Raw genomic sequence first — 16,504 nt, forward strand, 5'->3', positions numbered from 1 at the left:
GGGGAACGCGCACCGGGGCGGGGGGTCCGGCAGGAGGACCGGGGGCGCACGGGGCCGGACGGGTCGGGGGCCGGTCCCGCGAGCGGGTCGCGGTTACTTCAGGTGCAGCCGCTGGCCGGGGAAGATGACGTCGGCCTTCTCGACGATGCCCTTGTTCAGGTCGTACAGCTTCTTCCAGCCGCCCTTGACCTTGTGCTTCGCGGCGATGGAGCTGAGCGTGTCGCCCTTGGCCACCTTGTACTCGCCGTCGCCCTTCTTGACCTTGGCACCGGTCGGGGTGGTGACGGTCCTGCCCGCGTCCGGGCGCTTGGTGGAGCGGGAGGCTGCCTGGTCGTCGGAGGTGCGGCCGGAGGTGCCGGCGGAGGCGGCTGCGGAGGCGGCTGCGGCCTTGCCCTCCGTCTTGCTCTGCGTCTTGCCCTGCGTCTTGCTCTCCGTGGCAGGGGCGGAGGCGGCCGAGCCGCTGTACGGGGTGCTGGACAGGCCCGTGCCGCAGACAGGCCAGGCGCCCTTGCCTTGGGCGGCGAGCACCTTCTCGGCGACGGTGATCTGCTGTTGCTTGCTCGCCTTGTCGGCGGTGGCGGCGTACTGCGTGCCGCCGTACGCGGCCCAGGTGGAGGCGGAGAACTGCAGACCGCCGTAGTACCCGTTGCCGGTGTTGATGGACCAGTTGCCGCCCGCCTCGCACTGGGCGACGGCGTCCCACTCGGAGCCGGTGGCGGCGGAGGCGCCGCCCGACGCCATCACCGGGCCAGCGACGGCCGCGCCGGCGACACCGGCGAGCGCGAGGACACGGACGGTCTTGGACGGGCGGCGGTGCCTGCCCTTGATGGAGAACAGCATGGATCGATCCCCTCACCGACGCCTGCGAGGTGAGCTGTCGGGTTCGGGCCGGTTGAGTTGCCCGGCCACCCCTCCCCCGTACTTCCGGAAGGCGTGGCTCCACCCCAAGCCCGTCCCGGCATCAGACACCGGTTCGGGCACTTACCTTGGGTCCCCCGCTCCTGCCTACGGCGCTTGACGCGACGGTTGTCCCCGACGGCCACTGGCAGGATTCGGCGTTGCGGCCACGGGGGCTCGTGGTGACGAGCGGTCCTGACCGTAGACACGCGCCGCGACGAATTTCAAAGACGATCACGGCTTCTGAGAGTCATCCCACACTTTCGCCAAATGGGACATATAAGAATATAGCAGGGCGTCACATTCCGCCGTTCGGCGCCCTATTCGCCCGGTACCTTCAGGGTCTGCCCCGGGTCGACCTGGTTCGGGTTCGCACCTATCGCTCGCTCGTTCGCGGAGTAGAGCGCCGCCCAGCCGCCCGCCACGTCGAGGGAGTCGGCGATGGAGCCGAGCGTGTCGCCGTCACGGACGGTGTAGGCGCCCGGGGAGACGGTGGCGTGGCGGCCCGTGCCGGCCGCGTGCTGACCTTCCGTCACGCCCTCGTCGGCACTGCCGCCGCGGTGGCGGCCACCGCCGCTCAGGTCGCCGCCGCTCAAGTCGCCGCCGCTCGGGTCGCCGCCGAGATCGCCGGTGTCGACCAGGCTCCAGGACCCGCCGGCCTCCCACGTGTCTTCCGAGTCCTTGGCCGCGGGGGCATGCGAAACCGAACCACCCCGCTGGCGCCCACCGTCGGAGGCGGCGGGCGCGGAGCCGCCGGAGCGGGAGGCGTCGGTGCCCTTGTCCGCATGGCCGGAACCGGTCGTCTTGCGGGTGTCCGCGGCCGGCTTGCCGGTCTCCTCGGCGGAGGATTCGGACGACGAGGCCGAAGCGCCCTTTCCGGACGAGCCGGAATCATCGGACGAAGCACCTGCCTCGGGGGCATCGCTCGACGTGTCGGCTCCGCCGCCGGATTCGTCCTGGTCGGCGGACGGGGGCTCGCTCACGCCCGTGTCGACGTCCACCGATCCGGAGTCGGAGGTCAGTCCGGCGATCAGGGCGCAGGTGGCCCAGTGGGTGGTGCCGCGGTCGGCGAGGATCTCCTCGGCCACCGAGATCTGCTGCGAACGGCTGGCCTGGTCGGCGCTGGCCGCGTACTGCGTGCCGCCGTACTCGACCCAGTCGTCCTGGGACAGCTGGAGGCCGCCGTAGTACCCGTTGCCGGTGTCGGCGCTCCAGGAGCCGCCGCTCTCGCACTCGGCGACGCTGTCCCAGGTGGTGCCGTCGGCCGCGTGGGCGCTCGCCGCCCCGAGGAGAGGGATGGCGATGGCGGACGTGGTCACGCCGGCCGCGACGAGGAGCGCCGGAGCCTGGCGGGGTCGACGGTGCCTACCGTTCCCGGAGAGCATGCGATTGCCTTTCGTGCGACAGCGGTACGGCGTGGCAACTGGTGCTCGACGCCACACTGATGGGTGAACGTAGCGGCAGACGAACGCTTGTCACAAGTTCATGCCGCAGAGATCACGTGAAGATCACGTAGTTGAACGTGCGTCATGTGTGCTGTCATCACGGGGACCGACCGGTGTGAACTCCACCGGAAGTGTGCGCAGTCCACGCATGATCAGCCCGCCGCGCCAACGGAGTTGGGCCGGCTCGGCCGCCAGCCGCAGGTCCGGGAGCCGGGTGAGCAGGGTGGCCAGCGCGGTCTGGCCCTCCAGCCGGGCGAGGGGTGCGCCCAGGCAGTAGTGGATGCCGTGCCCGTAGCCCAGGTGCTGGTTGTCCCGGCGCCCGAGGTCCAGCAGGTCCGGGTCGGCGAATCGCTCCGGGTCGCGGTCCGCCGCCGCGAGGACCACCAGCACCGGGTCGCCCGCCGCGATGTCCTGGCCGCCGATCGTGAGCGGCTCGGTGGCATAACGCCAGGTCGCCAGCTCCACCGGCCCGTCGTAGCGCAGCAGTTCCTCCACTCCCGTCTGAAGCAGGCCGGTCTCCCCGGCAGCCAGCGAGAGCTGGAGCCGGTCGCGCTCCCCGGGCTGGGTGAGCAGGGCGTAGGTGCCGTTGCCGATGAGGTTGACGGTGGTCTCGAAGCCGGCGAAGAGCAGGATGAAGGCCATGGCGGCGGCCTCGTTCTCGGTGAGGTGCTCGCCGTGGTCGGAGGCCCGGATCAGCGCCGAGATCAGGTCCTCGCCGGGCGCGGGCTCGGCGGGGAGTACCTCGCGCTTGCGGTGGATGAGGTCCGCGAGATAACCGCGCATCTTCTTCACCGAACGCGCCACCCCGCCCCGGGGCCCGCCGCCGTGCCGGATCATCATGCCCGCCCAGTCCCGGAAGTCGTCCTGGTCCTCACGCGGGACGCCGAGCAGGTCGCAGATGGCGTAGATGGGGAGCGGGAAGGCGAACTCGTGGATGAGGTCGGCCGAGCCCTGCTCGGCGAACCGGTCGATGAGGTCGTCCGTCAGCTCCTGCACCCGGCCCGCGAACTCGGCGACCCGGCGCGGGGTGAACGCCGTGCTGACCAGGCGGCGCAGCCGGGTGTGGTCCGGCGGGTCGATGTTCAGCAGGTGGGTCATCAGGTCGGCCTTGCGCTCACCGGGGATGCCGGTCCTGCCCTTGGCGTGCGCGGTCTCGGCGTGATGTGCCGGGTCCTTGCTGAGCCGCTGGTCGGCCAGGGCCTGCTTGGCATCCGTGTACCGGGTGACCAGCCAGGCGTCCACCCCGCTGGGCAGCTTGGTCCAGCGCACCGGGGCGTGCTCCCGGAGCCAGGCGTAGGCGGGGTAGGGGTCGGCGGCGAACTCCCAGGTGAAGAGGTCCGGGGCGGGGGCCCCGGCGGAGGCTCCGGGGGCCGCTTCGGCGGAGGGTCCGGCGGGGGCTCCGGGGGTGGGGTCGTCGGGGGTGGGGCGGTGCGGCTGGGTCACTCCCCGACGGTATCCGGCGGGCCGGGGTGGGGGCGGGCCGGCTCCTTTCTGCTGGGTCCGGCGGCGGCCGGTGCTGTGCTGGTGGTGAGCCCCCGCCGGTGTGGGCTCACCGGGCCGGGCTACTCGCTGTCGTCCTCCGGCGAGGGCGCGGGCGCCCCCTCGGCCGTGCGTATCGCGTCCCGGTAGGTGCGGGCGGCCGCTCTCAGGGCCGCTTCCGGGTCGACGCCGGCTTCCTCGGCGCGGGCGGCCAGGTCCAGCAGCTCGTACCCGATGCCGTCGCCCTGGGGGAGGGGGACGGTGAGGCCGGCGGTGCGGACGCGGGAGGCCAGCTTGGCGGCGAGGGCGAGTCCGGGCTGGCCGACGGGGACGCCGTCGGTGACGGAGGCGCGCTGCTTCTCCTCGGCCTTGGTGCGCAGCCAGTGCGCCTTGACGTCCTCGGGTGTCTCGGCCTCCTCCTCTCCGAAGACGTGCGGGTGACGGTGGATCAGCTTGGTGACGATGCCCCCGGCCACATCGTCGATGGAGAAGGGCGCCTCCGGGTCCTCCTCGGCGATGCGGGAGTGGAAGACGACCTGGAGCAGCACATCGCCCAGCTCCTCCCGCAGTTCCTCGCGGTCGCCGGCCTCGATCGCCTCGACCAGTTCGTACGCCTCCTCGATGCCGTACTTGGCCAGGCCCTCGTGGGTCTGCCGGGAGGACCAGGGGCACTCGGCCCGGATCTGGTCCATGACCTGCACGAGGTCGAGGAGGCGGGCGCCGGGCAGGTCGTAGGAGGCGGGGAGCAGCTCCAGCTCCGGCATCCGCACCCTGCCGGACCCGGCGAGCCGGGCGAGGCCGTCGGTGAGGGCGGGCTCCCCCTCGCCGGTGGCCACGACGACCACGGTCCGGCCGTCCGCACTGGCGTCGACCAGCTCCTCCGCCGTGGGGGACGCCTCCGACACCGCTATGCCGGCCTCGCGCAGATAGGGCACCTGCGGATGGGCGCCGTCCGCGCACAGCACGGCGTCGGCGGAGCGCAGCGCCTGCCAGGCGGGCCAGGACAGCAGGCCGGGGGCGACGCGGTGGCTGGTGGTGAGGAGGACGATGCGGCCAGGGGCGGTTTCGGGGCTGATTGCGTTCACGATCCGAACGTAACCCAGGTCGCGAAATGGCGGGTCGAGTTATCCACAGGGAGGGGAGAGTCCTGTGACCGTATGACCGACACGCCGCGCGGGGCCGGGAACCGGCAGGTCACACGGCCCGCGCCAGGCGTACCGCGTCCCGTCAGGTGCTCTGGGTCGCCGTGGCGTTCCGCAGCCAGGGCGTGCGGGCGTCGACCCGGCTGCTCTTGGCCACGTCCCAGGCGCCGTAGCGCGGGTTCACGTCGATGTGGAGTTCCTTCGACGCCTTGGACAGGGCGTCCCAGAACGGGGGCTGGCTGGTGTCGGTGCCCAGCTCGGCGGCGAGCTTCCGCGCCTCGATCTGGAGGCGGAGGTTGTCGTCGAGCCGCTTGGGGGCGATGCCGTACTTCTGGAGCCACGCGGACTTCAGCCGCCTGGTGCCGCCGGCCTGCTTCTCCAGGTCGGCGCGCATCCCCTGGACCTCCTTGCGGGTGACGGTGACGCCCTGGTCCCGGGCGGCGCGGTGCAACACCTGGTCGAGGACCATGTTGTGCAGGGTGTCGCGCGTGAGGCTGCCGGTGGAGGCCAGCACCTGCTGATACTGGGCCTGGTCGGACACCTCGGCCCGCTGGGCCGCCCGTACCTCCTTCACCCGGCCCTCCAGCTGCGACACGGTGATCCGCCTACCGTCGACGACGGCGGCCGCGCCGGGATGCGCGTCGTTGCCGCAGGCGGTAAGGAGGGGGCCCGCGACGGCGATCACGGCGGTGAGGACTAGCGCGGTGCGACGACGGCGGAGCAAGGGAAACCTCCTGAGGAGATTGTGCGACGGTGCACAAAGTCTTGCGGTGATCGATGTTAGGCAGCCTTACCGCTCCGGCCAACCCGTTGGACCAACGATTCACCGCGAGTTCGGGCACCGCCGCGTCACTCCCCCGAGGGGTGCGGCCCGTCTCAGGCCCGCCCGGTGGTCCGTGTGATCCGTACGGCGGGCCGCGGCAGCAGCCCGGTGATGCCCCAGAAGGGGGCCGAGACGGCGAGCCGCTCCCCCGTCGTGAGTCCGGGGTCCTCGGCCTCGCACACCGTGAAGGAGAAGGACACGAAGCCGCCCAGCATGGCGAGGATCACGAGGACAACCAGCCCCGATGGACTGCGCGATGGCGCCGCGTGGGCGTGCGGGCACCCGTGGTCGGCCGCGAAGCGGTACCGCCCGTCTGCGGGGCGGTCGCCAGCCCGGACGTGGGCTGCTGCCGGGGCGGGAGGTGGACCACCGCGTGCGGAGGCACGGCGGCGTCGATGGTGGCCATGGTGCGCGCGTCGATGCCGTACAGGCCCGGCTCCGCCTCGACGGCGAGCCCGTCGGGGCCGCCCAGCCGCCGGCTGCCGCCGGGCCGGCTCACACGGCGGCGCAGGCGCGGTACCGGACCGTGACGGCACGGTCGGAGCCGTTCGCCGTCCGCCCGGTCGGGCTGACGCCCTCCGCGCCCAAGATCAGCGCCGCGCCGCCACCGTCCCCGGCCGCGAAGCGCCGTCCGGTGACCGCGTACGGCGAGTCGACGGGGGCGGCGGTGTACCCGGCCCGGTCGGCGCTGTGGCCGCCGGGCACCTGAAGGAGAGCCGTGCCATCCGCTTCCAGCGCAACTCGGTGCAGATGGCCGGGGTGACCTCGCGCAGTTCGGCCCGGAGTTCACCGGTGGTGCGCGGCGGGCGGCCGGCGGCCGGCGAGCAGGTCCTCCGCTAGGTTGCCGAGGGAGCGGAAGTGGTGGGCGGCGCGTGCGGTGTCCCCCAGCAGGGAGAACAGGGCGGCGTACGTGCCCCTCCACCCCGACCCAGCCGGGAGGGCGCGCGAAGTGCGGTTGGGTCACTGAACGTCCGGCGCTCTCCACGAGTTCGGCGTGCACAGGGGGCTGGCGCAGATACTCGGTGCGCTCCGGGGCGGTACTCAGCTCCAGCCAGTGTTCGATGTGGGTCTCGGCCACCAGGCCGCCGTTCAGGGCGCCTTCGGGGGCGGTGAGCATGCATTCGCGGGCGAAGCCGTGGGCCGGCGCGGGTCTCCAGGAGCCCCGTTTCCCGCTGTCCGCGCCGAGTCCGGGATGTCCCTCAGTTCCCGCCGCGAGCGGCAACTGCTGGAAGCCACCGCCCCCATGCTCCTTCAGGGTGAGCAGGTCGAGTTCACCTCGCCGGCCCGGGTCGGCTCGGTGTCCGTGCGCCGGCAGGCGCTCACCGCGGCGGTGGTCGGCGTGCTGAACGCCGGGACGGTGATGGCCACGGTCACCCCCCGCCCGCTCTACCTGGTGCTCACCGGCCGGCGGCTGCTCTTGTTCGACGGCAGCCAGGGCCGCAAGCCGGGCATGCTCGTGCTGAAACTGCCCCGTCCCTACCTCTCGGCGGGCGGCTCCAGGAAGGCGTTCCCGGGCATGCGCTTCGCCACGGTCGTCTCGGTGGCCGGCCAGGAGCACGGGCTGAAGGTGGCCTTCCCGGTCCGGCACAGGTCGGCCGGGCCGCGCTTCGTCTCCGCTCTTCCCGTGCCGCGCTGAACGTCCCGCGCGGGGTTCGGCTCCGGGTTCAGCGCACCTGGCCCAGCCATTGCAGGGTCCGCCGGATCTCCGCCGCCAGCGGGTGACCGGGGCCCTGCACCCGCTCCACGTCCATCAGCAGCCGCGCGAGCGTGTCGTGGGCGGCCGGGCGGACGCCGAGGGCGAGCAGCAGGTGGCCGATCCGGCGGCGGACGTCATGGGCGAGACCGGGGTCGTCGAAGACGTACTGGTTCTCGTAGTAGGGCAGCAGCGCCCGGAACTCCGCGAGCGCGGCCGCCGGTTCGCCCAGCTGCTCCAGGCACTGCGCGGCCTCGTAGCGGAAGCGCAGGGACTGCTGGTCGGCCTGGCCGGCCTCGGCGGCGCGTTCGTCGGCGAGGCGGCGCAGTTCGGGCAGCGCCCGCCGGTACTGCCCGTCGTCGAGGAGGGTGGCCGCGTACTGCTTGCGCAGGGTGCGGACCACCGGGGAGTGCTCGCCGTGCTGTTCGGCCGCGGCGGGCAGGATCGCGCCGAGGATGTCCACGGCCTGGGTGATGCGCCCCTCCCCCAGCAGCCGCTTGACCTCGTCCACGGCCGCCGCGACGTCGGGTTTCTCGTCCACCGGGGGCGCCGGGGTGACCGGGGCGGGCTGGGGCGCGGGGGTGCGGGCGCGGTCCGGCCAGGGGGCGTGCGGGCTCAGGAAGGGGCGCACCGGTTCGAGCGGCGCGCCGGTGGGTATGCCGCGCGGGGGCAGGAGCGGCGCGAGGTGCTCGTACACCTCCTGCGCGGACGCCGGGCGGGCCTGCGGGTCCTTGGCGAGCAGCCGCAGCACCAGAGTCTCCAGGGCGCCGGGCACCTCGGGGCGCAGGCGGCGCACCGGGATCGGGGGCTCGTACAGGTGCCGGTGCAGCACACCGAGCGCGGTGGACCCGCTGAACGGCACGTCACCGCTGAGCAGTTCGTGCATCAGCACCCCCAGCGCGTACAGGTCGGTGTACGGGCCGACCGCGCCGCCCATCGCCTGCTCCGGCGCCATGTAGGCGGGCGAGCCGATCGGTGAACCGGTGTGCGTCAGGCGGGTGGTGTCGGTGTCCATGACGGACGCCACGCCCAGGTCGAGCACGGTGACGGTGCCGTCCTGCTTCACCATCACATTGCGCGGCTTGAGGTCCCGGTGCACGATCGGCACCGCGTGCACCGCGCTCAGCACGGCGCACAACTGCGCGGCGACGGCGACCGTCCACTGCCACGGGTACGGGTGGTGCTCCGCGAGGTGGTCGGAGAGGTCGGCGCCGTCCACGTACTGCATGACGAGGAACAGTTCCTCGCCCTCGCTGCCCGCGTCGTGCACGGTGACCAGGCCGGGGTGGTCGACCTGCGCGGTGACCCGGCACTCGCGCAGGAACCTGCGGCGCAGCTCGTCCGCCTCCAGCCCGGCCACCTTGTCCGGCCGGAGCAGCTTCACCGCAACCCGCCGGTCCAGCCGCCGGTCGTACGCCGTCCAGACCTGGCCCATGCCGCCCTGCCCGATCAGCGTGGACAGCTCGTACCGGCCGGCGATGACGCGTCCCTGCGTCCCGCTCACCGGCCGCCCTCGGGCTTGCCGTCCTGCCGGCGCAGATAGTCGCTCAGCTCGTCCAGCTCGGCGCGCACCTGGTCGATGCGGGCGGGCGCGGGGCGGGGCGGGGCGGGGGGCTGGGGCGGGATGCCCTGGGGCGGCTGCGGGCTGGGCGGGTACGGCGGCGTCGTGGGCGGCGTCGTGGGCGGCGTCGCCGTCGGCGTCGGTGTGGCGGTGTACGGCGCGGCCGGGCTCGGATAGCCGTAGGCCGAGGGGACCGTTTGCGCGGCGGGCGGCGCGTAGCCCTGGGGTGCGGCCCCGCTCCCGCTCTGCAGCCGGACGTCCACGACCAGGAAGTGGACGGACGCCGCGACGGCGAGCATGAGGATCGCGGCGAGCGCGATATCGCTGCTCGCGTTGTTCTCCGGCACGGAGCCGACCACGGCGAAGCCGACGACGCCCGTCGCCAGGCCCGCCCAGGCGAGCAGCCAGTCGGACCCACGGCCCCGCAGATACGCGACCCGGAATAGCGGCACGCACGCGAACAGACCGCAGGACAGCACCGCGCACGCGATCAGCACCACACGAAGGAAGACACCGGTACCCGCGCTGCGGGCGGGCGGCTGCGCGCCTTGGCCGTGCATGGCTGCTCCTGGACGGTTCGGTATCAGGGTTCGAGCGTATAGGCCGACACCGACAGGGTGTTACACGTTGTACCGAACCGTTGCCCAGGGGGCCGCTCAGTACGGGCGTCAGTGCGGGGCGACCTTGCGGGGCGACCTTGCCGTCCGCTCGGCGCAGCACCACAGGTGGAGCGGCAGGTTGCACGGCGGTACCGCCGTCAGCCGGCCGGGCCGGGGCGTGCTGTGCCTACGGCACGCTCCGGACTCGGTACGCGCGGGGAGACCGTACTCCCAGCGGGGTCGTAGGTGAGCGGACCTCAGCGACCACTCGAAGATGCGGCTTTCTGTAACGACGACGACGACGGCGGCGCCGCCGTCGCCGCCGGCCTGGCGGGCCACATCGTCGGCACGCTGAAGGCCATGGGCGCCAGGGGCTGCCCCGGTCGGAGGGGGCGCCAGTCAGCGGGCCTTGAAGCGGGACGGGGCGTTGGTGGGGTTACCGCCGGTAGGGAGCTTCTGGGCGGGGCAGTCGGCCAGGACCTTCTTCATCGCGGACTTCTCCGCCGAGGTGACCCAGAGGCCGTACTTCTTCTTCACGGCGACCTGGGCGGCGACGTAGGTGCAGCGGTACTTCTTCTCCGGGGGTACCCAGCTGGCGGTGTCGCCGTCTCCCTTGCCTCGGTTGGTGCTCGCGTCGACCGCCAGGAGATTGAGGGGGTCGTTGGCGAGGGCTATGCGCTTACCGGCGTCCCAGTACTTGGCGCCCTTCTGCCAGGCGTCCGAGAGGGCGACCAGGTGGTCGATGTCGACCAGGCTGCGGCCACGCCGGTAGGTGACCGTCTTGCCGGAGTAGGGGTCAGGCTCAAGCACCCCGAAGGTGACCTTGCACTTGCCTCCGCTGAACTTCACCTCCTTCAGGTCGCGCTTGAGGATGTCGTCCCGGGTGTCGCAGGAGTTCGCGTCGGTGTCGGCCCAGGCACTGCCGAAGCGCTCGCGGGAGTAACCGGTCTTCGGTGCACGGCCCTTGACCTGAAGGGAGTCGGCGGCGGTCATCGCGGCCCCACCGGTGCCGGTCCCCTCCCCGCCCGAAGACCCCTTGACCGGTTCGGCCTTGCAGCCCGTCACCGCGGTCAGTACGACCATGGCGGTGACTGCCCCGCCCCACAGACGCTTCACTCGCGCCCCCTCGTTCGCCCCTGGTCCGTCCGCGGACGCGGGCGGAGAGATCCGCCGTCCACCGTAACCGCCGGGCCGCGCCCGGTGGAGAGGAACCTAAGGGGCGTACAGGGTCATTCACTGCTCTACGTGCCTGTCGGTCCGCGCGTCTCGCTCAGATCTTGCCTATTCCCAGGGTCGATTCGGAGGGCAGGAGGCCTGAGGAGAGCACTGCGACCCAGTGGTCGCCGAGGAGGTCGGCCAGGTGGTCGGCGTCCGCGCGGCCGAGGGACTGCCAAGAGGCGGCGGCCAGGCGGTCGGTGTGGTCCTCGACGCGCCGGCGCAGGGCACGGCCCTCCCGGGTGGCCGAACCGTCCGGCTCCACCAGGCCGCGCGCCGCGAGGCGTTCGCGGGCGGCCGCCCATTCCTCGGGGCTCCAGCCACGGCTTGCGAAGCGCTCCACGGATGCGGCACCTATCGCCGCGAAGGACACCAGGGACTCCACCGGATCGAGCCCCTCGACGAGCAGGGCGGCCAGATGGCCGTCTCCCCGGTGCTCCCGGAGGATGGTGGCCGCGTGCCACAGCTGGAGGTGCGGAGCCTCGGGCCAGGGCAGTTCGGCGTTGGCCGCCGCGAGGGGGCGGCCCGCGGTGTCCGCGGACTCCGCCGCGCGGCGGGACAGGGCGGCGGCCTCGGTCAGGTCAGGGCTGTCGACGCGGTCTCCGAGGATCGCCCGGTAGGCACGGTCGATGCCTCGCAGACGGGCCGCCAGGATCTCTTGGGCGCCGGCGATGTGCCATGCCCGCTCCATATGGCCGGTGACCATGCGCGGGCTGAAGCTGTAGAAGGCGGAGGTCACCCGCTCGGCGCCGACCTCGCCCAACGGGGCCGCACGCAACGGGAAATAGGCGGGCCAGCGGTCCTGCGTGCCGAACCCGAGCGCGGCCATCTCCTGCTCGACCTCGGGCGCGTAGTAGAGCAGTGCGTGGAACGGCTCCAGCAGGTGCCAGAGCTGGCGTACACGAGCCGTCTCCACCGTTTCCCATACCTTCTCGGACATGCCGGTCTCCTCCCCCGGACGCGACCGTCGGCCGGCCGCCTTCGACTTGACACTGACTAGATTGCCGGACCAGGAAGAACTTGTCAATGACTAGATTCCGCGTATCCTGGTGTCCATGAGCCCCTCGAAGTCCGCGTCCACAGCACGCCCGAACTCCGCGTCTGCGGACCGGCGGTCGTACCACCACGGCGATCTGCGTCGCGCCGTGCTGTCCGCCGCCCTCGACGTCATCGCCGCCGAGGGCCCCGGCGCACTCAGCCTGCGTGACCTCGCCCGCCGGGCCGGGGTCTCGCACGCGGCGCCCGCGCACCACTTCAAGGACCGCACCGGGCTGCTCACCGCGATAGCCGCCGAGGGGTTCGGGCTGCTCGCGGACGCCCTGCGGGAGGCTTCCGGCCTGCGGGAGGCTTCCGGCCTGCGCGAGGCCGGAGTGAGCTACGTGCGTTTCGCCCGCGAGCACCCCGCGCACTTCCAGGTGATGTTCAGCCCGCAGCTGCTGCGCACCGAGGACTTGGAGCTGATCACGGCGCGCGCGCTGGCCAGTGACGCCCTGACCCGGGCCGTCGCCGGCGTCGATCCCGGCGACCGCGGCCCCGACTCCCGGCTGGCCGGGATGGCCGCCTGGTCCCTGGCCCACGGCTACGCCACCCTGCTCCTCGGCCACAACCTCGACGGCCGGCTGGGAGAGGAGGATCCGGAGGACACGTTCCGCGCGCTGACGGAGATGCTGTTCCACTCGGCGGCCGACTGACTGGCCGACTGGCCGACTGGCACCCGTACGCCTGGGCAGCGGAACGGGCCGAGGGAATCATCGCTCCCCCGGCCCGCCGAAAAGGTCTGCTCAGACCTAGAGGCCGACTCAGGACCCCAGGGACTCAGGACTCAGGACTCAGGACTCAGGACTCAAGGGTCAAGTCTCAGGACCCCAAGAACTCACGACCCCAGAATCGACGCCAGGAACTCCCCGACCCAGCCCAGGAGTTCACGGCCGACCAGCGGCTTGCCGCCGACCTTGGCCGTCTTCGGACGCGGCACCAGCACCTGGTGCGCGGTCGCCTTGATGACCGAGCCGGGGTACAGCCGCTTCAGCCGCAGCTCCTGCGACTCGCACAACTCCACCGGTGCGAAGCGGATGTTGTTGCCCTGGAGGACGATCTCGCCGACGCCGCAAGCCCGCGCGAGCATGCGCAGACCGGCGACGAGCAGCAGGTTCTCCACCGGCTCCGGCAGCTTGCCGTAGCGGTCGGTGAGTTCCTCGCGGACGGCCTTGATGTCGTCCTCCGAGTTGGCGGAGGCGATCGACCGGTACGCCTGGAGGCGCAGCCGCTCACCCGGCGCGTACTCGTGCGGGACGTGCGCGTCGACCGGCAGCTCGATCTTGACCTCGAGCGGCGCCTCCTCCTCGATCTCACCGGTCTCCAACTGGCGCCGGTAGTCCGCCACCGCCTCCCCCACCATGCGCATGTAGAGGTCGAAGCCGACGCCCGCGATGTGGCCGGACTGCTCGCCGCCGAGCAGGTTGCCCGCGCCGCGGATCTCCAGGTCCTTCATGGCGACGTACATGCCGGCGCCCATCTCGGTGTGCTGGGCGATGGTGGCGAGCCGTTCGTGCGCGGTCTCGGTGAGCGGCTTCTCCGGCGGGTACAGGAAGTAGGCGTACCCGCGCTCGCGGCCACGGCCGACGCGGCCGCGGAGCTGGTGCAGCTGGGAGAGGCCGAAGTTGTCGCCGCGCTCCACGATCAGGGTGTTGGCGTTGGAGATGTCGATGCCGGACTCGACGATCGTCGTGGAGACCAGCACGTCGAACTTCTTCTCCCAGAAGTCCACCACAACCTGTTCCAGGGCCTGTTCGGACATCTGGCCGTGTGCCGTGGCGATCCGCGCCTCGGGGACGATCTCGCGGAGCCGGGCGGCCGCGCGGTCGATGGACTCGACCCGGTTGTGGATGTAGAAGACCTGGCCCTCGCGCAGCAGTTCGCGGCGGATGGCGGCGCCGATCTGCCGCTCCTCGTAAGGGCCGACGAAGGTGAGGACCGGGTGGCGCTCCTCGGGCGGGGTGGTGATGGTGGACATCTCGCGGATGCCGGTGACCGCCATCTCCAGGGTGCGCGGAATGGGCGTGGCGGACATGGTAAGGACGTCCACGTTGGCACGCAGCTTCTTCAGCTGCTCCTTGTGCTCGACACCGAAGCGCTGCTCCTCGTCGACGATGACCAGGCCGAGATCCTTGAACTTGGTCTCGGAGGAGAACAGGCGGTGGGTGCCGATGACGATGTCCACGGAGCCGTCCTTGAGCCCCTCCAGCACCGCCTTGGCCTCGGTCTCGGTCTGGAACCGGGACAGGGCGCGCACCTTGACCGGGAACTGCGAGTACCGGTCGGAGAACGTGCCGAAGTGCTGCTGCACCAGCAGCGTGGTGGGCACCAGGACGGCGACCTGCTTGCCGTCCTGGACGGCCTTGAAGGCGGCGCGGACGGCGATCTCGGTCTTGCCGTAGCCGACGTCGCCGCAGATCAGGCGGTCCATGGGGACGGACTTCTCCATGTCCTCCTTGACCTCGGCGATGGTGGTGAGCTGGTCCGGGGTCTCCGCGTACGGGAAGGCGTCCTCCAGCTCGCGCTGCCAGGGGGTGTCGCCGCCGAAGGCGTGGCCGGGGGCGGCCATCCGGGCGCTGTACAGCCTGATCAGGTCGGCGGCGATCTCCTTGACGGCCTTCTTGGCGCGCGCCTTGGTCTTCGTCCAGTCGGCGCCGCCCAGGCGGTGCAGGGTGGGCGCCTCGCCGCCGACGTACTTGGTGATCTGCTCCAGCTGGTCGGTGGGGATGTACAGCCGGTCGCCGGGCTGGCCGCGCTTGGCGGGTGCGTACTCCACGACCAGGTACTCGCGGGTGGCGCCCTGGACGGTGCGCTGCACCATCTCGATGTAGCGGCCGACGCCGTGCTGCTCGTGGACGATGTAGTCGCCGGACTCCAGGGTGAGCGGGTCGATCGCCTTGCGGCGGCGGGCGGGCATGCGGGCGCCCTCGCGGCCCGAGGCCTTCTGCCCGGTCAGGTCGGTCTCGGTGAGGACGGCCAGCTTGCGGGCCGCGTCCACGAAGCCGTGGTCGATCGAGCCGCAGGAGACGTGCACCACGGAGGGGCTCAGCTCGGCGAGGTCGGCGTCCAGCCGGGCCGCGATGCCCTCGCCGCCCAGGACCTCGACGGTGCGGGAGGCCGGGCCGTGGCCCTCGGTGACGTACACCGTGCGCCAGCCCTCGGAGAGCCAGCCCTTGGTGTCGGCGAGCGCGCGGGCGGTGTCGCCCCGGTAGGTCTCGGGGGCGCGCATGCCGAGCTTGAGGGTGTCGCCGTCGAACTCCTCGTCGGCGGCGAACGGCGAGACGGACCACCACATCATGTCCAGCTCGCGTGCGCGGTCGCGGACGTCCGCGATGGACCACAGGGAGGCCGCGCCGACGTCGATGGGTGCCTCGCCGCCGCCCGCGCTGGCGGCCCAGGACGCGTGGAGGAACTCCTGGGAGGTGGCGACGAGGTCGGAGGCGCGGGTACGGACCCGCTCCGGGTCGCAGACCACGGCCATCGCGCCCTTGGGGAGCACGTCCAGCAGCAGTTCCATGTCGTCGACGAGGACGGGGGCGAGGGACTCCATGCCCTCGACCGCGATGCCCTCGGCGATCTTGCCGAGCAGTTCGCCCAGCTCGGGGTGTGCCTCGGCGAGGGCACGGGCGCGGGCGCGTACGTCGTCGGTGAGGAGCAGTTCGCGGCAGGGCGGGGCCCACAGGCCGTGTTCGGCGACCTCCAGGGAGCGCTGGTCGGCGACCTTGAAGTAGCGGATCTCCTCTACGTCGTCGCCCCAGAACTCGATGCGCAGGGGGTGTTCCTCGGTGGGCGGGAACACGTCCAGGATGCCGCCGCGTACGGCGAACTCGCCGCGCTTCTCGACCAGCTCCACGCGCGCGTACGCGGCGGCCGCGAGGGCTTCGACGGTCTCGTTCAGGTCGGCGGTCCGGCCGGTCCTCAGCGATACGGGTTCCAGGTCGCCCAGGCCCTTGACCTGCGGCTGGAGTACCGAGCGCACGGGGGCGACGACGACGGAGACGGGGCCGGTCTCGGGGTCGTCGGGGCGGGGGTGGGCCAGGCGGCGCAGTACGGCGAGGCGGCGGCCGACGGTGTCGCTGCGGGGGCTGAGGCGTTCATGCGGGAGGGTCTCCCAGGAGGGGTACTCCACGACGCCCTCGGAGGGCAGCAGTGAGCGCAGGGCCGCGGCCAGGTCCTCCGCCTCGCGGCCGGTCGCGGTCACGGCGAGCACCGGGCGGGCGGTGTCGCGGGCCAGGGCGGCGATCGCCAGGGGGCGGGCCGCGGGGGGACCTACGAGGTCGATGTGCGGGCGGTTGCCGTCCGTGGCCGCGGTGATCGCTTCCGCGAGGGCGGGGTCCTTGACGACGGCGTCGAGCAGACCGTGCAGGCTCATGGAGGGGGCTTTCCGTCCTGGGGGTGGGAACGCGAATCGCCCGACTCGTCGTACGGGCCGGGGGCCTTCCAGCGTACGACGCTGCGGTCCGGCTTGGCGGAGGCTGTGGACAACGTCTGTTTCTTGAGCGCTCTGTGCTGCGGCTCGTGTGCCAGTGGTTCTGCTCCCTGAACCCCCGGTTTCCCGCTCAGGCCGCCCGTCTCGGTTGGTGAAGAGGGGGACCTGGACGACAAAGGCCGGTGC

Annotated in this window: 16 protein-coding genes and 1 riboswitch; of the genes, 3 read left to right on the forward strand and 13 right to left on the reverse strand. The window is 72.2% G+C overall.

Annotation, left to right across the window (positions count from 1 at the left end):
- Positions 1-93: 93 nt before the first annotated feature.
- From ACFWN1_RS23395 to ACFWN1_RS23430, 8 genes are all read right to left on the reverse strand, one after another.
- A complete protein-coding gene (locus tag ACFWN1_RS23395; RefSeq protein WP_384365163.1) occupies positions 94-840 on the reverse strand; it encodes a transglycosylase family protein in 747 nt (248 codons plus the stop codon).
- Positions 841-844: 4 nt separating this feature from the next.
- Positions 845-1,023: riboswitch (cyclic di-AMP (ydaO/yuaA leader) on the reverse strand.
- A gap of 194 nt (positions 1,024-1,217) precedes the next feature.
- Positions 1,218-2,216, reverse strand: a complete 999-nt coding sequence (locus tag ACFWN1_RS23400; RefSeq protein ID WP_384365166.1) for a transglycosylase family protein — start codon at positions 2,214-2,216, stop codon at positions 1,218-1,220.
- A gap of 189 nt (positions 2,217-2,405) precedes the next feature.
- Positions 2,406-3,785: a cytochrome P450 gene (locus ACFWN1_RS23405; protein ID WP_384365169.1), complete on the reverse strand. Its 1,380-nt coding sequence runs from the start codon at positions 3,783-3,785 to the stop codon at positions 2,406-2,408.
- 119 nt (positions 3,786-3,904) lie between these two features.
- Positions 3,905-4,906 (reverse strand): nucleoside triphosphate pyrophosphohydrolase, encoded by a 1,002-nt coding sequence (locus ACFWN1_RS23410; protein ID WP_384365172.1) that lies wholly within the window; start codon positions 4,904-4,906, stop codon positions 3,905-3,907.
- Positions 4,907-5,048: 142 nt separating this feature from the next.
- Positions 5,049-5,687, reverse strand: coding sequence for a SurA N-terminal domain-containing protein (locus tag ACFWN1_RS23415; RefSeq protein WP_384365175.1), 639 nt, complete (start codon positions 5,685-5,687; stop codon positions 5,049-5,051).
- A 152-nt stretch (positions 5,688-5,839) separates the two neighbouring features.
- Entirely contained in the window at positions 5,840-6,013 is a 174-nt protein-coding gene (locus ACFWN1_RS23420) for a hypothetical protein (protein ID WP_384365178.1), read from the reverse strand.
- Positions 6,010-6,285: a hypothetical protein gene (locus ACFWN1_RS23425; RefSeq protein WP_384365181.1), complete on the reverse strand. Its 276-nt coding sequence runs from the start codon at positions 6,283-6,285 to the stop codon at positions 6,010-6,012. The genes ACFWN1_RS23420 and ACFWN1_RS23425 overlap by 4 nt, the downstream gene beginning before the upstream one ends.
- Positions 6,282-6,491: a hypothetical protein gene (locus ACFWN1_RS23430; RefSeq protein ID WP_384365184.1), complete on the reverse strand. Its 210-nt coding sequence runs from the start codon at positions 6,489-6,491 to the stop codon at positions 6,282-6,284. The genes ACFWN1_RS23425 and ACFWN1_RS23430 overlap by 4 nt, the downstream gene beginning before the upstream one ends.
- Here ACFWN1_RS23430 and ACFWN1_RS23435 point away from each other — a divergent pair.
- Both ACFWN1_RS23435 and ACFWN1_RS23440 read left to right on the forward strand, forming a co-directional pair.
- Positions 6,477-6,626, forward strand: coding sequence for a hypothetical protein (locus ACFWN1_RS23435; RefSeq protein ID WP_384365187.1), 150 nt, complete (start codon positions 6,477-6,479; stop codon positions 6,624-6,626). The genes ACFWN1_RS23430 and ACFWN1_RS23435 overlap by 15 nt on opposite strands.
- Positions 6,627-6,978: 352 nt before the next feature.
- Positions 6,979-7,422 carry a hypothetical protein gene (locus tag ACFWN1_RS23440; RefSeq protein WP_384365190.1) on the forward strand — a complete coding sequence of 148 codons (444 nt, stop codon included), beginning with the start codon at positions 6,979-6,981 and terminating at the stop codon, positions 7,420-7,422.
- Positions 7,423-7,450: 28 nt separating this feature from the next.
- Here the strand turns inward: ACFWN1_RS23440 and ACFWN1_RS23445 are convergent, their stop codons facing one another.
- From ACFWN1_RS23445 to ACFWN1_RS23460, 4 genes are all read right to left on the reverse strand, one after another.
- Positions 7,451-8,941 (reverse strand): protein kinase, encoded by a 1,491-nt coding sequence (locus ACFWN1_RS23445; protein WP_384365205.1) that lies wholly within the window; start codon positions 8,939-8,941, stop codon positions 7,451-7,453.
- A 38-nt stretch (positions 8,942-8,979) separates the two neighbouring features.
- The gene (locus tag ACFWN1_RS23450; RefSeq protein WP_384365193.1) at positions 8,980-9,600 is read right to left on the reverse strand and encodes a hypothetical protein; all 621 of its coding nucleotides are present in this window, start codon (positions 9,598-9,600) and stop codon (positions 8,980-8,982) included.
- A gap of 438 nt (positions 9,601-10,038) precedes the next feature.
- Entirely contained in the window at positions 10,039-10,722 is a 684-nt protein-coding gene (locus ACFWN1_RS23455; protein WP_384365208.1) for an HNH endonuclease family protein, read from the reverse strand.
- A gap of 187 nt (positions 10,723-10,909) precedes the next feature.
- Positions 10,910-11,794, reverse strand: coding sequence for a hypothetical protein (locus tag ACFWN1_RS23460; RefSeq protein WP_384365196.1), 885 nt, complete (start codon positions 11,792-11,794; stop codon positions 10,910-10,912).
- A gap of 115 nt (positions 11,795-11,909) precedes the next feature.
- Here ACFWN1_RS23460 and ACFWN1_RS23465 point away from each other — a divergent pair, with 115 nt between their 5' ends.
- A complete protein-coding gene (locus ACFWN1_RS23465) occupies positions 11,910-12,545 on the forward strand; it encodes a TetR/AcrR family transcriptional regulator (protein ID WP_384365199.1) in 636 nt (211 codons plus the stop codon).
- 182 nt (positions 12,546-12,727) lie between these two features.
- Here the strand turns inward: ACFWN1_RS23465 and mfd are convergent, their stop codons facing one another.
- Positions 12,728-16,261, reverse strand: a complete 3,534-nt coding sequence (gene mfd / locus ACFWN1_RS23470; protein WP_384365202.1) for a transcription-repair coupling factor — start codon at positions 16,259-16,261, stop codon at positions 12,728-12,730.
- Between the last annotated feature and the right edge of the window lie 243 nt (positions 16,262-16,504).

The sequence above is a fragment of the Streptomyces sp. NPDC058459 genome, from assembly GCF_042721685.1.
In the GTDB taxonomy this organism is placed as follows: domain Bacteria; phylum Actinomycetota; class Actinomycetes; order Streptomycetales; family Streptomycetaceae; genus Streptomyces.

Coding starts and splice junctions, on each gene's coding strand:
- ACFWN1_RS23395 (WP_384365163.1), bottom strand. CDS start 840: ATGCTGTTCTCCATCAAGGGCAGGCACCGCCGCCCGTCCAAGACCGTC.
- ACFWN1_RS23440 (WP_384365190.1), top strand. CDS start 6,979: ATGTCCCTCAGTTCCCGCCGCGAGCGGCAACTGCTGGAAGCCACCGCC.
- ACFWN1_RS23450 (WP_384365193.1), bottom strand. CDS start 9,600: ATGCACGGCCAAGGCGCGCAGCCGCCCGCCCGCAGCGCGGGTACCGGT.
- ACFWN1_RS23455 (WP_384365208.1), bottom strand. CDS start 10,722: ATGGTCGTACTGACCGCGGTGACGGGCTGCAAGGCCGAACCGGTCAAG.
- ACFWN1_RS23460 (WP_384365196.1), bottom strand. CDS start 11,794: ATGTCCGAGAAGGTATGGGAAACGGTGGAGACGGCTCGTGTACGCCAG.
- ACFWN1_RS23465 (WP_384365199.1), top strand. CDS start 11,910: ATGAGCCCCTCGAAGTCCGCGTCCACAGCACGCCCGAACTCCGCGTCT.
- mfd (WP_384365202.1), bottom strand. CDS start 16,261: ATGAGCCTGCACGGTCTGCTCGACGCCGTCGTCAAGGACCCCGCCCTC.